Genomic DNA, 14,328 nt, shown 5'->3' on the forward strand with positions numbered 1-14,328 from the left:
GCGAAGGGCGCCAGCGTCGCGGGCCGCTTGCGCCCCCGTGCCCCCGCGCCCCTCGCCGCAACGACGCCTTACATCGCGTTGGCGGATTTCACGAGCACGGGCGTGTCGCGATACTGGGCGGGGAACAGACGCTTGAGGTCTTTCACCTTCGGCAGGTCGTTGATAACGATGTACGGATACATCGGATGTTCGGTCAGGAAATCCTGATGATAAGTCTCGGCGGGATAGAAGCCCGTGTACTTTTCCAGGCGGGTGACGATGGGCTTGCTGTAGACATGCGAGGCGTTGAGCTGCGCGATGTAGGCGTCGGCGACATGGCGTTGTGCGTCGCTCATCGGGAACACGGCCGAGCGATATTGCGTGCCGGTATCCGGGCCCTGACGATTGAGTTCGGTCGGGTTGTGCGCGACGGAGAAGTAGATTTGCAGCAGCGTCCCGTAGGAGACTTGCTGCGGATCGAACGTCACTTCCACCGATTCGGCGTGGCCCGTCGCACCGCTGCTGACGGTTTCGTAGTCGGCCGTCTTGGCCGTGCCGCCTGCGTAGCCGGAGACAGCCTTCGTCACGCCCTTCACGTGCTGAAACACGCCTTGCACGCCCCAGAAGCAGCCGCCGGCGAACACGGCCGTCTCGCTGTGAGCGCCCGTGGCGGGTTCGTCGAGCTTTGGGGCGGCGATGACGACGGCGGCCTCGGCGCCGCCGAACGCGTATGCGCCCACTTGCCAGACGAGTGCCCCCGCGGCGGCGACGCCGAGTAGGACGCGTCGCACGCGCCAGGCAGGCGATGAGCTGCGCGGCGATTGGCGCGTGGGGGTGTTGTGCGTTGGCGACCGGTGATGGGAATCGAACGGGTTCATCTGAAAACTCCTGGCGTTTGCGCACGCCTTGGTGGCGTGAGGAATGGGTTCATCAGGCTTGAGGAAGGGGCGCGACGCAAGTCGCCCAACCCCGTCGACCTCAGCCGAACGTGAAGGCATAGGCCGAGACGCCCGGATCGAGAAACTCGATGCTGAACGTGCGATCGCGCACGTCGCCCGACTGTCGTACCAACTGGTACAACCGCTGGGCGGCCACGGTGCCGGTGCCGTCGGGGCCGACGTCGGTGCCGTGCGCATCGCCGGGCGCCTTGCCGTCGACCGTCACGCGAAAGCGCACCGGTTGGCCGCTGGCTTTCGGGCCGAGGACGAGGTGCAGGTCGCGCGCATGGAAGCGGTAGACGATGCGCGCACCGGCCTGCACGGCGGTAGCCCGTTGCGGACCTACGCGCCAGTCGCCGGTCAGCCCCCATTGATTGAGCGACAGCGTCGACGGGACGCGGTAGCCGCTGGCCTGATCGTGCACGGCGCCGCCCGGCGACGCGAAGTTCTCCGCACGCGCGTAGCCGACATAGGTCTCCGGCGAGCGAACGTCACCCATGTCGGCCGCTTGCTGGATGCCACCCGCCTGCACATCGGCAATGCCGCTCGCGACCTGCTTCGCACCGGCCTCGCGCAACAGTTGCTGGATCACGCGTTCCGACTCGGCGTAATTGCCTTCGCCGAAGTGGTGGTAACGTACGCGACCCTGGGCATCGATGAAGTAGTGCGCCGGCCAGTACTGATTGTGGAAGCCGCGCCAGATGGCGAAATTGTTGTCGATGGCCACCGGGTAGTCGACCCCCAGGTCATGCACGGCCTTTTTCACGTTGCCGATGTCGCGCTCGAACGCGAATTCGGGCGCATGCACACCGATGACGACAAGGCCCTGGTCACGATACTTCTGCGCCCAGGCTTTCACGTAGGGCAGCGTGCGCAGGCAGTTGATGCACGAGTACGTCCAGAAGTCGACAAGCACGACCTTGCCGCGCAGGGACTGCGCCGTAAGCGGCGGCGAATTCAGCCATTGCACCGCGCCGTCAAGCGAGGGCAGTTGACCTTCGACCGGCAACGGCGCGGGGACGGCGTCGGCGGCGCGCATCATTGTGTCGCGCACCGGCATCATGGACGGGCCGGCGGGGTGGGTGTCGGCAAGCGCGTCGGTTGCGTCGGCGGCCGCTGCATTGGCGTTGGCCGCGGTGGCCCCGCGACGTGCGCCAAGCTGGTCGACGAGGCGCTGCTCGATGCCGCCCGTCGACGCCGTCGAGAGTTGCGCCAGCACACCGGTGTCGAGACCGAGGGCGATGGCGGCGACGCCCGCGAGCATCAGTCCGCCCAGGCCGCGGCGAATCCATTCGCCCGCGCCGAGCGAGCGCTTCATGGCGGAGAACACACGCCCGCCGACGACGAGCGCCAGCCCGAGCGACGTGGCGGCGCCGGCCGCGTAGGCGACAAGCAGCAGCGTGGTGCCGACGCTGGCGCCCTGCAGCGCGGCGCCCGTGAGCACCAGGCCGAGAATCGGACCGGCGCAGGGCGCCCAGAGCAGGCCGGTGGCAATGCCAAGCAGGAACGACGCGCCGGGATGGGCGCCTGCGGTGCTGCCGCCTTGCGCAGACTGCGACAGACGGTCACCCAGCGACACGAGCGGATGCGTGAGCCGTTCGGCGAGCTTCGGGAAGAGCAGCGTCGCGCCGAACAGGGCGACGAGGGCGAGCGCGACCCAGCGGCCGTACTGGTTTGCCTGCACGACCCAGCTTCCGCCGACGGCGGCGAGCGTGGCCACCAGCGCGAACATCAGCACCATGCCGGCGAGCATTGGCAACACGCTGCGCGAGAACGATTGACCGGCCCGCGAGAACACGAACGGCAGCACCGGCAGGATGCACGGACTGACGATCGTCAGAATCCCGCCGAGGTAGGCCAGGATGAGCAAAGTCATGAAGCGCTCCTTGCGCCGCACCCGTTGGCCGGGCGAAGCGGAGGTTGGTGAGTGGATGGCGAATGTGGCATGGTGCTCAGGCGGGTTGCGGCAGGAACGTCATGGCGAGGCCGTTCATGCAATAGCGCAGGCCGGTCGGCTTCGGTCCGTCGTCGAACACATGGCCCAGATGGCCGCCGCAACGCCGGCAATGGACTTCGGTACGGATCATGCCGAAAGTCGAGTCGGTACGCGTACCCACGGCATGGTCCAGCGGCATCCAGAAGCTCGGCCAACCCGTGTGACTGTCGAATTTCGTGCGCGACGAGAAGAGCGGCAGCGCGCAGCCGGCGCAGGCAAAGGTTCCGGCGCGATGTTCGTCGTTGAGCGGGCTCGAATATGGCCGCTCGGTGCCCTCCTGGCGCAAGATCTCGTACTGGGCGGGTGTGAGGCGCTTGCGCCATTCGGCGTCGCTGTAGACGACCTCGAAACGCTCGGGGGCGCCGGCGTGACGGGCATCGTCGGCGCGCGCGGGGCGTGTGAGACGCGGCACCAGCCCGGCGACGGCGGCGGCCGCCGCGGCAGTGGCGCTCAGCAGGAACGCGCGGCGCGACGGCGTCGAGCCCGCCGAGGCGGCACGGGACCGCGACGGCTTGCGCGGTGGGGTATCGGACAAACGCATGACATCCTCCGGTGAGTAGGGCGATCCGGCGCGGGGTGGTCCGCCGTTGTGGACTCGGGGCAGCGCGACGGCCTGGGTTCGGCGTTATCGCTACCGCCGGCACGGCCGGTACGGGCGCTATTTGTGCCAGATCGATGATTCAAGGGTAGTGCGCCAGCGATGGCAAAGTCCTCACGTAAAATTAAACAATTCGTGATACCTCGCGGTGCGGGAACTGCGCACAATGGGGCCCTCAAGACCCACTTTTCCAGGAGCCGTGCCTGCGATGGAATCGCCGCGCCGTGTTCTGCTCGTCGAAGACGACGTGCATATTGCCGACCTGCTTGCGCTGCATCTGCGCGACGAGCGGTTCGAGGTCGTGCATTGCGCCGACGGTGACGAAGGCCTTCGGCGATTGTCCGAGGGGGGCTGGGATGCGCTGGTCCTCGACCTGATGCTGCCCGGCGTTGACGGACTGGAAATCTGCCGTCGCGCGCGGGCGATGACCCGCTACACGCCGATCATCATCATCAGCGCCCGCGCGAGCGAGGTGCACCGCATCCTCGGGCTGGAACTGGGCGCGGACGACTACCTGGCCAAACCGTTTTCGGTGCTGGAACTGGTGGCGCGGGTCAAGGCACTCATGCGGCGCGTCGACGCGCTCGCGCGCAACGCCCGCATGGAGGCGGGCAGTCTGGCGACGGCGGGGCTGTTCATCGATCCGATTGCCCGTGAGGCGTCGCTCAGCGGCAAGCGGCTTGACCTCACGCCGCGCGAATTCGATCTTCTGTACTTCTTCGTCCGCCAGCCCGGCAAGGTGTTCTCGCGCATGGACCTGCTCAATGCCGTCTGGGGCTATCAGCATGAGGGCTACGAGCACACCGTCAACACGCACATCAATCGCCTGCGCGCCAAGATCGAAGCGGATCCGACGCAGCCCACGCGCATCCTCACGGTCTGGGGACGCGGCTACAAGTTCGCCAGCGAAGGCGGGCCCGACGGCACGGGTGCCGAAGCAGGAGGCGCATGATGCGTCGCTGGAATCTCACCCTCACGCAGCGCCTGTCGGTGGTGTTCGCGGCACTGCTGCTCGTGTGCTGCGGCACGTCGGCGTGGATGCAGGTGCGCGCCAATCGCATGCACGAAGCCGAAGTGATTCAGGGACTCTCGCGCGGACTCGCGGAGCATATCGCCGCGAACGCTCAGCTCATGGACGCGAACGGCATGAAGCCCGACGCCGTGCGGCGCCTGTTCGGGCAACTCATGGTCGTGAATCCGAGCGTGGAAGTGTATTTGCTCGACATGCAGGGCCGTATCACCGGCCATGCGGCGCCGGAAGGTCATCTGCGGCGAACGCAGGTCGATCTGGCCCCCGTGCACCGGCTGCTTGATGGCGAGGCGTTGCCGATCTACGGCGACGATCCGCGTAACGCTGACGTGCGCAAGGTGTTCAGCGCCGCGCCGCTGCGAGTGGACGGCCGCGAGGTCGGCTACATCTACGTCGTGCTGGTTGGCGAAGCGCACGACCGCTTCGCGGCGCGCGGGGCGACGAGCGCCGCGCTCAATACAGCGCTCTGGTCGATCGGTCTGGTGGCGGCGCTGTGCCTGATTGCCGGTCTGGCGGCGTTTGCATTGATTACGCGTCCGTTGCGACGCCTGACGGATTCCGTGCGCGAGTTCGATATCGACGCGGCCCCGGTGCCGCTGCCCGCCGTGTCCGCGGATGAACTGGCGTTGCAGCAGGCGCGGCCGAACGACGAGATCGTCGTGCTCGAGCGCACCTTCCGGCAGATGGTCGAGCGACTGGGCGCGCAGTGGCGCACGCTGACGCGTCAGGATCAGGAGCGGCGCGAACTCATCGCCAACATCTCGCACGATCTGCGCACGCCGCTCTCGTCGCTGCACGGCTATCTCGAGACACTCTCGCTCAAGGACGCCACGCTCACCCCGGCCGAGCGGCGGCGCTATCTGGGCATTGCGCTCGATCAGAGCCGCAAGGTCGGCGCGCTGGCGCAATCGCTGTTCGAACTGGCGCGTCTCGAACATGGCTTCGTGCAGCCCGAAGCCGAGCCGTTCTCCGTGACGGATCTGATTCAGGACGTCTTCCAGAAGTTCGAACTGAGTGCCGAGTCGCGCGGGGTAGCGTTGCGCGCGAAACTCGCGCCGCACATTCCGGTCGCGCGCGCCGATCTCGGTTTGATCGAACGCGTGTTCACGAACCTGCTCGACAATGCACTGCGATACACGCCGTCGGGCGGTGAGATCACGGTGGCGGTAGCGCCGGTCGGCGCCGATATCGAGGTGAGGGTGAGCGATACCGGTCCCGGCATCCCCGAGACCGCGCGCGAAGGCCTGTTCGAGCGGCCATTCACGGTGGGCGGCGCCCGCCGTGAGGGCGGGCTGGGCTTGCGCATCGTGCATCGCATTCTGCAACTGCACGGCCGGCGCATCACGCTGGTCGACACGCCCGGACAGGCCGGGCAGGGGGCGACGTTCCGCTTTACTTTGCCGACGTGAGTTGGTTGGGCGCCGAGGCTGCCGGTGCCGCGTCGAAGTAGGTCAGTTTGCGCACGAAGACATTGGCGAACGGGTCGACCTTCTCGCCGTGCGCGGCCGGTGCGGTGATCACGACGCGCACGATATTGCCGTGCGCATCGTGCGTGTAGTGATACTCGGACACGTGACGCGTGCCGGTGGCGGCGTCGGTGCGCGTCACGCGCATCAGTTCATGACGCGGCGAGTATTCCGAGACCTCGTTGTCCCACGCCAGCGCGAGCCATTGACCGTCGATGAAGGCGGCGGCGCCGTTGTCACGTACGATGCGCCCGCCGTTCGGCTTGCGCTCCACGCTCGCGAACGTCCGGTAGGCGACCCATTTCGGCGCCGGTCGCACCTTGCCGTCGGCCGTGACGACCTGACGCGCTTCGTTGGGCGCCGTCCATTGACGCGAGAGCGCGAAGCATTCGTCGTCGAATCGTCGCGCTTGCAGGCTGCCGGCGTGGTGAAGATGCGTGCCATTGGCAGCGGCGACGAGACTGCGGGTCCATTCCAATTGCCCGTCGTTCTCGTGGCGCACCTGCTCCTTCCACGTTGCGCGACGGGCGGTACCGTGAACGACCCAGGCGTTGGCGCTCTGCCAGTCGACGGGGGCGCCGTCGACGCTGTGCAGCCGGCCGTCGGCGTCATAGGTATAACGACCGCGGTCGGTGCTCGCGAGCAGGCGACCGTGCTTGTCGAAATCCATCACGAAGCGATTGCCGTTGTCGAGCGGCCCGACCTTGCCGGTGGCGCGGTCGTAACTGGCGATGAAGCGCGTTTCTTCGATGCGGCGGACCCCGGCGGGAATGCCGCCGAAGTTGCGCATCAGATCGTCTTCCTCACGCAGCGCGGGCTGCACGCACCACGGTAGCGGCGCTGATGCCTGTGGCGCGTCGGCGGCGGGCGGTGGATTCGTGGGGGCGGGGGGCGACGCGTGGGCGGTCGGCGGGGTGGCCGGCGCGGCCTGCGGCCGGGGACCCGCGCAGCCGGCGAGTGCGGCGGCCAAGGCGGTCAATGCCAGCGCGCCCCGGACAGGGCGGGCGCAAGAGACCGAGCGGATAAGGCAGATGGGTGAAGCTGACATCATCGGAAGGGTTTGCCGAAGGTATTTTTTCCTGATTGTACCGGCTCCGGGCGACGCACCCGCCGGCATCGCTCGGAACAGTACCGGACGTCGCCCCACACCCGAGCCCATTTCTTGCGCCATGTAAAAGGCCGGCCGCACGCCTGACAGACTTTGCTGGGGAGAAATGCCTTACCGTGCTTGGTCATTCGACGGGATCGACGCGATCATGGGTCACCCAGACAAGCGCCGTCGTATCGACGCCCAGCGCTTGCGCACGCGCCACGATGCGCTGCCTCTCGCTCGCGCCGAGATGCTTGTCCCTCGCGAGAATCCAGCAGTAGCCAGTATCCGGGCCCAGCACCAACGCCCAGCGATAGTCGGGGTCGAGAGCGGCCACATGATAGCCGCCGTAGAACGGGCCGAAAAACGACACCTTCAGCGAGGCGACGGACGGCGAACCGATAAACAGCGCCTTTCCGGTCACCTCGCGCCACTGACCGTTGGCCGTATCGAAGCCACGATTGAGCACACGCAGGCTGCCATCGGGCTGCGGCGTGTAGGTGGCGGAGACGTCCGTCATGCCGCGCTCGAACGCATGGTCGAGGCGGGCCAGTTCGTACCAGCGGCCCTGATAGCGACTCACATCGAAGGGCGACACGGGGGAGACCCCCGGCGGCGGACTCGTGCTGGCGCACCCGGACAGCAGGAGGAACGTGAACGATAACGAGAGCGCGCTCAGCCACCGCAGCGCGACGGATCGTTTGGCGGGAACAGCGTTTGTCATGTCAGTACCTAGGTGGGTAAATGGGAAGCCTGTGTTAGCGTCCGGCGTCCATCAAGCACGCTGGCATCGACTATCGTTGTGCTCAACCGTGACCGGAGGCGGGAATTTTCAGGACTCGAGCACCTCCCGGAGCTTGGCGAGGCCTCGACGAATCCAGCTTTTGGCGGTGCCTTCCGGCACGCCCAACGTCTGGGCGAGTTCGGTATAGGTGAAACCGCCGAAATAGGCGATCGTGATGGCCTGCCGCTGTTGCGCAGAGAGCGCGGTCATGGCCACCGAGAGTCTTTGCTTTTCGCGATCCTTTTCAGTCAGCTCCGGCGGGGGCACGGTATCCGCGGCGATGGACGACATGAGGGTCTCGTCCAGCGGAATCGGTTGTCGTTTGCGTAGATAGCTGATGGCTCGGTTCCGGGCAATGGTCGACATCCACGGCAGGACGTCGCCGCGCTGTGCATCGAACATCAGACGACGCTGCCACAACGCCATATAGACATCGTGAAGGATATCTTCGGCTTCGGCGCGGTGATGAATCACACGAAGGATGACGCCGAACAGCACGGACGAGGTATGTTGGTAGAACTGCGCGAAGGCCTCCTCGTCGCCGAGCTGAGCCAGCGTCAGCAGCCCCGTCAGGTCGGTGCCATCGCCAAGCGACGGGCGAGATGACGGGGAAAGTGAAGGACGTGCCGACATGCGGGCGGCACCGACACCGACACCAGCACCAGCACCAGCACCAGCACCAGCACCAGCTGCGGTCGAGCACGGACTCGCGTTCGCGGGCGCGTTTTGCGACGAGACGCCGCCGACGCTCGTGCCCGTCGGACAAGCGTATTGACTGATATCGATAGTTGTCATCGCGGCGTCTCCAGGGAGGATGCTGCGGGATCGATGCGTTTGCCTTTACTGCGAGCGGTCGGGCATCAATGCCAGAAACTCGCGGCGCAACGCGGGATCTTCGAGGAAGCGTCCCCGCATGACGCTGCTCACCATGCGCGCGCCGTCGTCTTTGGTGCCTCGCCAATGCATGCAGAAGTGATCGGCCTCCATCACGACGGCGAGCCCGTCGGGGGTGATCTTTTCCTCGAGCAAGTCGGCGATCTGCTTGACGGCTTCCTCCTGAATCTGCGGTCTTGCCATGACCCAATTAAGCAATCGGGCATATTTGGACAAGCCGGGCAGGTTCGAATTCGCCGCGGGCAATACGCCAATCCATGCGCGACCCATGATCGGGCAGAGATGATGCGAGCATGCGCTCCTCACGCGAAGCGGCCCGATTAACGTGAGTTCGTTCAGTTGCCCGATGTTCGGGAATTCCGTGACTGCGGGCGGCGGTTCGTAACGTCCGGAGAACACTTCCCTGACGAACATCTTCGCGACGCGCTTCGCGGTCTCGCGCGTGTTGTGGTCATTGTCGACGTCAATGACAAGTGCGCGAAGGGCGTTCTCGATATGCATGGCCACTTCGCCCTGCAATGTGTCGACATCCCCCTCGCGCAGGTGGGCGGCGATGTTGTCGTTGGCGTGAAACCGGACTCCGGCGTTTCGCAAGCGTTGCCGGATGACTTGCGACAACGGGACGCCTTGCTCGGCGCCCTTCGTGATGGCCGGTTGCGAATCGATGATCGCGCCCATGAGGTTCTCCGGAAAAGGAAGTTGCCGACGTGTGGCGATGTTCAGCGCTCGCCGCGCGTGATGGCCGGCATGGACCAGCCTTCGTGCTCAGCCACGGCGGCGAGGGCGTCTTCGAACATGGCGACGGCCTTGTTGGCTGCGTCGCCGAGATGTCGATGGAGCAGCGCGTCGGCGGGCGAGCGTGACTGACATTCATCGCTGTAACGCTCGAACGCGGCGATTTGCAGCACGAGTTCGGCAAGATGCTTGGGGCACTCGCAAGCGATGGTCGTCGACCGGGAGACCACGCTCGTCAGCGTGTCGTTGTCGAACCGGCGCGGCGTTCTTCGCCAGATCCGCTCGCGGCCTGCGCTGCCGGAATCACGGCGATGCAACGACTGCAGGTACTCGGCGAGGAGGTCGTTCGCATGCAGCAGGGCGTTGGGAGCGCGTTTGAGGTTGATGCCCTCCAATCGCGCGAGTTCGGCCGCCCGCGTCGTGCCGAAGGAATAGACGACGAGCACGTCATCGCACAGCAGTCGCTGCGCGGCCGAGACGATCGCCAGAACCACGTCTTCGTGAAGCGCCTCGACGCGGATGACGACGCAGGTCTCGGCGGACTCGTCGCCGTCAGCGGAGGGGATCTCGTGAATGGATTCGAGCCGGACGGCATTGACGCCCTTCGGCATGTCGAGCGTCACGCTTTCGCCAAATCCGACGATGAACAGGTTCGTGGCTCGCATGGGGGCGTCTGACAGCGCCGGGTTGCTGCCTGCGCTGGCCAAGTGCCGCAACTGATCGCCATCCAGGTGGGCAATAGAGCTGATGGCATGCCCTCGGTTCACCAACGCCTTGATCGTTCTCAGGCGGTGGACATCAACGTCGGAATACAGGCGCTGACCCGAGGCGCTGGTGGGCGGCGACACAACGCCATAGCGTTGCTCCCAGATGCGCAAGGTTGCCGCAGGCATGTCCGCGAGTTTCGCCGCCTCGCCGCTTCGATATCGCCGAACTGTATCCACTTTCGTCTCCCGCTTGGGCGGGCTCACACGAAGGTTACCCAATGCCTCCTAAATTAACTCACGTTTGCATTTGAGTCAATAAATTCGACTCAAATTAAAAATATAATTGATAGTGAGTTTTGATTGTGACTCGATCGATGATTTCGGCGCACCGCTATCAAACCATGACAGCGTCGATGCAACGTTGATGGAATCAGGCGCCGGCTAACGGGAGGCTTTCACCCGTCTGACTTTCGGCTCGGGGCTCGGCTTTGCCCCACTTGCCCGGGTTGCGCCGCGAGATCCATGGGCTTCCTTTTCGCCGGACGCTGCAAGGGCGGGCAGGCATTGTGCGATTTCACGAAACAGTGACCGAAGCCACGCGATAGCCGGATCGCGCTCTTGGAACTTGTGCCATTGAAGGTTTTCGGTGAACGCTGGAATACCGACAGGGCATTCCAGCACGCGCAGCGGGAAACGTTGTGCCATTTGGTGTGCCAGTCGGGAGGGGAGCGTGGCGATCCGAGAGGTTCCCACGAGCAATGCCGGGACGAGTGTGAAGGTTGGCGCGATCACCGTCTGGCGCCGTGTCCGCTTGCTCGTGGAGAGTAAGCGGGCGTCAAAGGTAATGCGACGACCGCCCCCCCATTCCACACCAACATGAGCGGCGTCGAAGTACTCGTCTTCCGTCAGCCGGTCGCCCGCCATTCGATACTCGGCACACACCAGGCACGAAAAAGTGTCGTTGAACAATGGCTCCGCGGGATGTCCGGCAACCCGTGCGAACTCTGGTGCAATCAGCAATTCTGCCTCCCCGTTTTCCAGATGCTCGGGCGTCTGCGGACTGATCGCGCGCAAGTCGAACTGCATCAGGGGCGCCAACATTGCTGCTCGCTTGACCACTTCCGACAGAAACACACTGATCACATAGTCGGACGCCTCTATCGTGAAGCGACGCGTCGACGTCGCAGGATCAAACGTGGGACGTGCGCGCGTGATTGTCTGGATCTGGAGCAGGACGTCCCTAACGGGTTTCACCAACTCTTTGGCTAGCGGGGTGAGTACCTGCGTTTTTCCCACCGGCACAAGTAACTCGTCCTCGAAATATTCGCGCAGGCGGGCCAGCGAGCAACTGGTCGCTGGCTGACTCAGGAACAGGCGCTCTGCGGCCTTACCGACGCTGCGAGTGGATAGCAGGGCGTCCAGTACCACGAGTTGGTTGAGATCGAGTTTGTTGAATCGCATGACGTTTTTGACATTTACGGAATGGATGTACTGTATTTAAACAATAAATTTTATAAATGTCATGCGATACCTATAATCGCCTCAACAGGCAGACATAGCCTGCAAACCAACAAGCATCGCGGAGACACGAACCTATGCAGGCGAATCATAAGGCGGGCTCGCGGCTCGCCCAGTGGGGGCTAGTCGCCACCTTGACTCTGATGACCATGCTGGCCCAGATCGACAAGAACATCCTGGTGCTCATGGTCGCGCCGATCCAGCGCGATTTCGGCGTGAGCGACGTGCAAATCAGCTTTCTGATCGGCGCGGCATTTGCGGTCGCCAATATCGTGGTGGGATTACCGGCGGGGTGGCTGGCCGATCGGTTTGACCGTCGTCTGATCATCGCCTGTGGTGTGCTCGTGTGGTCGCTGGCCGTTGCGGCCAACGCCGCAGCGACCACCTTTGCTGTCCTGGTCGCCGCGCGTGTCATCGTCGGAGGGGCCGAGGCGTTGATTCCCCCTTCGTCGTATTCGCTGATTCGCGACGGTGTGGACGAAAGTCGCCGCGCCCGGGCGCTCTCCGTCTATACGATGGCATTGATGCTTGGCACCGGATTGTCGCTGGTCCTTGGCGGTCCGTTGATGAGCGCCATCCACTCGTCCGGTATGAACTCCATCCCGTTCCTTGGGAACGTGACGGCGTGGCAGATGACGTTGTTCATGATCGGATTGGTCGGGGTGCCGATGAGCCTGATGATTTTCCTTAGCAAGGATCCGGGTCGTCGCCGCAGCGGGGCGGCAAATCCGTCGCGAGGCTCGCACCACGTTGTTGCGTATCTCTGGGCGCATCGCGCCATCTTCGGGCCACTGTTCCTCTTTGTGGTGGCGAACGCCATCATTACTTTCGGCCTGGCGGCCTGGCTGCCCACCGTGATCGTTCGACGTTTTCATCTCGGGATGCGGGAGATCGGGCTGATTCAGGGGGCCGTGTTATTGACGATGGGGCCGCTCGGGCTTTGGTTGGCAGGAATGGCGATGGAGCGCAGGGCAGCGGCGCTGACTAGTGTGGCCGGCGTGGGCATGGTGACGAGCCTTGCCGTTGCGGGACTCACGGTGGCGCTGGTACTGACAGGAACGCTGCAGTCCTTCTGGATCGTCGATGCGCTGGTTGTGCTGTTCTCCTGGACCTTCATGTCGGTCACCTCGACGATCGTGGCGCGCGTCGTACCCACGCAGTCGATCGGTGTCGTCATGGCGATGGTGCTCGTGTTGAATGGGTTGCTGGGTCAGGGCCTTTCGCCCACGCTCATCGCCCTCGTGGGGCGCCACCTGTTTCTCGGGAGTGCCGAAGCCTTGCCTAATGCAATGGCTGTCGTATTCGCGGTGTCAGGGGGGATTGCTCTTGTGGCGTCTGCAGCGCTGTATCGCAGCGTGGCGCGTAGCGATAGCGCGATGTCGGACGCTGCAACGCAAGTGAGTGCGCCGTGATTCGACCGTGATGGTTACTGAATAACGCACCGCTTGCGACCGAGCATTGCGGTATGCGTGAGGTGGGAAATACAAAAAAATAGCCAGGAGACGTTTCAATGAAGCTCGTAAAAGTCAAATTTATTAGTACTACGATATTGTTGTTGGCTAGCGTATCCATTCATGCGCAATCGAGCGTGACGCTCTCTGGGCTGCTTGGTATGGGCGTCTCGTACACCAGTAACGCCAGCCCAATCGGTAGCGGAGCACTGTGGCAAGCCACCAATACCCACGCCGTGCCGTTCTTTGCGATCTCAGGTAAGGAAGTGATCGACAGCGACACCTCCGCGGTATTCCGCTTGAGCCGCTACGCTTTTCTCAATAACGGAACCGACGCGCCATTCGAGAGCTTCGTCGGGTTGAGTTCCGCGAGCAAAGGTACGTTGACCATGGGTTCGATGTACGACTTGCTGGCCGACCTGGTGCCCTTCACCTCCGAGCGGTTTACGTCACTTCTCGCGACGCATCCGGGAAATCTTGACAGAACGGTCGGCAACGCCCTGAACAACTCGTTCAAATACAAGTCACCCCTCTATGGCGGATTTCAGTTCGGTCTGATGTACGGGATCGGGCAGGCAGGCTCGACCACCAACACGGGCCGCGTCGTCGGTGCCGAAGTGGCTTACACGGCGGGGCCGTGGCAATCCGTTGCCGTTTGGGAGTCCGTCAATGGCGTTCCGTATGCGCCGGGGCTCAAATTGGGGGTGTCGAACCTGTACGGTCTGGATTTCACGAAGACGCCTGCGGCGTCAGTATTCCAGAACCAGAACACCAGCACGGTGGGCGTCGCGTACGTGAACGACGGCTGGCGCGTGATGGGTAACTACAGCTACACGCGCCTATCGGCTGCTGGCGCATCGGCCACGGCGCAATCGATTGATGTCGGTGCCTACAAGTACGTGACGCCGCGGACGCGAATTGGCGGTGGCTACACGTACACCAAACTCGAGTCTTACAAGTGGAATCAGTTCCACGGGCATATCGACTATGCCCTTTCGAAACGCACCAGTCTTTATCTCCTCGGCGTGTTTCAGTTCGCAGGGTCGGGCCAGTTTGCTGTGCTTCGAAATCAACCGCCGGCTTCGGCATCGCACCAGGCGGTGCTTGAGGCCGGTGTCACGCACTTCTTTTAACCGGCAACG

General features: G+C 64.0%; 14 protein-coding genes. 4 read left to right on the forward strand and 10 right to left on the reverse strand.

Translation table 11 applies throughout. The annotated features are described in order from the left end of the window. Nucleotides 1-68 precede the first annotated feature (68 nt). The 3 genes from msrA to msrB form a co-directional block, all read right to left on the reverse strand. Nucleotides 69-857: a peptide-methionine (S)-S-oxide reductase MsrA gene (msrA, locus tag PEP31012_RS20130; protein ID WP_217427156.1), complete on the reverse strand. Its 789-nt coding sequence runs from the start codon at nucleotides 855-857 to the stop codon at nucleotides 69-71. Nucleotides 858-957: 100 nt separating this feature from the next. After that, nucleotides 958-2,793 (reverse strand): cytochrome c biogenesis protein DipZ, encoded by a 1,836-nt coding sequence (locus PEP31012_RS20135; RefSeq protein ID WP_150591079.1) that lies wholly within the window; start codon nucleotides 2,791-2,793, stop codon nucleotides 958-960. Nucleotides 2,794-2,869: 76 nt separating this feature from the next. Then, nucleotides 2,870-3,454: a peptide-methionine (R)-S-oxide reductase MsrB gene (gene msrB / locus PEP31012_RS20140; protein WP_150591080.1), complete on the reverse strand. Its 585-nt coding sequence runs from the start codon at nucleotides 3,452-3,454 to the stop codon at nucleotides 2,870-2,872. Nucleotides 3,455-3,719: 265 nt separating this feature from the next. Here msrB and PEP31012_RS20145 point away from each other — a divergent pair, with 265 nt between their 5' ends. Next, nucleotides 3,720-4,463, forward strand: a complete 744-nt coding sequence (locus PEP31012_RS20145; protein ID WP_150591081.1) for a response regulator transcription factor — start codon at nucleotides 3,720-3,722, stop codon at nucleotides 4,461-4,463. After that, nucleotides 4,460-5,950 (forward strand): sensor histidine kinase, encoded by a 1,491-nt coding sequence (locus PEP31012_RS20150; RefSeq protein WP_150591082.1) that lies wholly within the window; start codon nucleotides 4,460-4,462, stop codon nucleotides 5,948-5,950. Before PEP31012_RS20145 ends, PEP31012_RS20150 begins: the two co-directional genes overlap by 4 nt. On the opposite strand, the gene PEP31012_RS23745 is transcribed toward PEP31012_RS20150, so the two are convergent. The 7 genes from PEP31012_RS23745 to PEP31012_RS20190 form a co-directional block, all read right to left on the reverse strand. After that, nucleotides 5,934-6,986, reverse strand: coding sequence for a hypothetical protein (locus PEP31012_RS23745; protein ID WP_174978337.1), 1,053 nt, complete (start codon nucleotides 6,984-6,986; stop codon nucleotides 5,934-5,936). The two genes, PEP31012_RS20150 and PEP31012_RS23745, sit on opposite strands and share 17 nt — an antisense overlap. 68 nt (nucleotides 6,987-7,054) lie before the next feature. Further along, nucleotides 7,055-7,243, reverse strand: a complete 189-nt coding sequence (locus tag PEP31012_RS20165; protein WP_150591085.1) for a DUF2256 domain-containing protein — start codon at nucleotides 7,241-7,243, stop codon at nucleotides 7,055-7,057. After that, nucleotides 7,240-7,821, reverse strand: coding sequence for a lipocalin family protein (locus PEP31012_RS20170; protein ID WP_150591086.1), 582 nt, complete (start codon nucleotides 7,819-7,821; stop codon nucleotides 7,240-7,242). The genes PEP31012_RS20165 and PEP31012_RS20170 overlap by 4 nt, the downstream gene beginning before the upstream one ends. Nucleotides 7,822-7,929: 108 nt before the next feature. Beyond that, on the reverse strand, nucleotides 7,930-8,676 hold the full coding sequence (locus PEP31012_RS20175) for a sigma-70 family RNA polymerase sigma factor (protein WP_174978338.1): 747 nt from the start codon (nucleotides 8,674-8,676) through the stop codon (nucleotides 7,930-7,932). Between the two features lie 45 nt (nucleotides 8,677-8,721). Continuing rightward, nucleotides 8,722-9,453 carry a GTP cyclohydrolase I gene (gene folE / locus PEP31012_RS20180; RefSeq protein ID WP_150591088.1) on the reverse strand — a complete coding sequence of 244 codons (732 nt, stop codon included), beginning with the start codon at nucleotides 9,451-9,453 and terminating at the stop codon, nucleotides 8,722-8,724. A gap of 41 nt (nucleotides 9,454-9,494) precedes the next feature. Continuing rightward, nucleotides 9,495-10,481: a MerR family transcriptional regulator gene (locus PEP31012_RS20185; protein WP_150591089.1), complete on the reverse strand. Its 987-nt coding sequence runs from the start codon at nucleotides 10,479-10,481 to the stop codon at nucleotides 9,495-9,497. A 177-nt stretch (nucleotides 10,482-10,658) separates the two neighbouring features. Continuing rightward, the gene (locus PEP31012_RS20190) at nucleotides 10,659-11,678 is read right to left on the reverse strand and encodes a LysR family transcriptional regulator (RefSeq protein ID WP_246171398.1); all 1,020 of its coding nucleotides are present in this window, start codon (nucleotides 11,676-11,678) and stop codon (nucleotides 10,659-10,661) included. 134 nt (nucleotides 11,679-11,812) lie between these two features. On the opposite strand from PEP31012_RS20190, the gene PEP31012_RS20195 reads away from it, so the two are divergent. Both PEP31012_RS20195 and PEP31012_RS20200 read left to right on the forward strand, forming a co-directional pair. Further along, nucleotides 11,813-13,147 (forward strand): MFS transporter, encoded by a 1,335-nt coding sequence (locus PEP31012_RS20195; RefSeq protein WP_150591090.1) that lies wholly within the window; start codon nucleotides 11,813-11,815, stop codon nucleotides 13,145-13,147. Between the two features lie 98 nt (nucleotides 13,148-13,245). After that, nucleotides 13,246-14,319, forward strand: a complete 1,074-nt coding sequence (locus tag PEP31012_RS20200; protein WP_150591091.1) for a porin — start codon at nucleotides 13,246-13,248, stop codon at nucleotides 14,317-14,319. Nucleotides 14,320-14,328 lie beyond the last annotated feature (9 nt).

This window comes from Pandoraea eparura, assembly GCF_902459725.1.
Taxonomy (GTDB): Bacteria; Pseudomonadota; Gammaproteobacteria; order Burkholderiales; family Burkholderiaceae; genus Pandoraea; species Pandoraea eparura.

Coding starts and splice junctions, on each gene's coding strand:
- PEP31012_RS20150 (WP_150591082.1), top strand. CDS start 4,460: ATGATGCGTCGCTGGAATCTCACCCTCACGCAGCGCCTGTCGGTGGTG.
- PEP31012_RS20165 (WP_150591085.1), bottom strand. CDS start 7,243: ATGACCAAGCACGGTAAGGCATTTCTCCCCAGCAAAGTCTGTCAGGCG.
- folE (WP_150591088.1), bottom strand. CDS start 9,453: ATGGGCGCGATCATCGATTCGCAACCGGCCATCACGAAGGGCGCCGAG.
- PEP31012_RS20190 (WP_246171398.1), bottom strand. CDS start 11,678: ATGCGATTCAACAAACTCGATCTCAACCAACTCGTGGTACTGGACGCC.
- PEP31012_RS20135 (WP_150591079.1), bottom strand. CDS start 2,793: ATGACTTTGCTCATCCTGGCCTACCTCGGCGGGATTCTGACGATCGTC.
- PEP31012_RS20200 (WP_150591091.1), top strand. CDS start 13,246: ATGAAGCTCGTAAAAGTCAAATTTATTAGTACTACGATATTGTTGTTG.
- msrA (WP_217427156.1), bottom strand. CDS start 857: ATGAACCCGTTCGATTCCCATCACCGGTCGCCAACGCACAACACCCCC.
- PEP31012_RS20175 (WP_174978338.1), bottom strand. CDS start 8,676: ATGACAACTATCGATATCAGTCAATACGCTTGTCCGACGGGCACGAGC.
- PEP31012_RS20145 (WP_150591081.1), top strand. CDS start 3,720: ATGGAATCGCCGCGCCGTGTTCTGCTCGTCGAAGACGACGTGCATATT.
- PEP31012_RS20195 (WP_150591090.1), top strand. CDS start 11,813: ATGCAGGCGAATCATAAGGCGGGCTCGCGGCTCGCCCAGTGGGGGCTA.
- msrB (WP_150591080.1), bottom strand. CDS start 3,454: ATGCGTTTGTCCGATACCCCACCGCGCAAGCCGTCGCGGTCCCGTGCC.
- PEP31012_RS20170 (WP_150591086.1), bottom strand. CDS start 7,821: ATGACAAACGCTGTTCCCGCCAAACGATCCGTCGCGCTGCGGTGGCTG.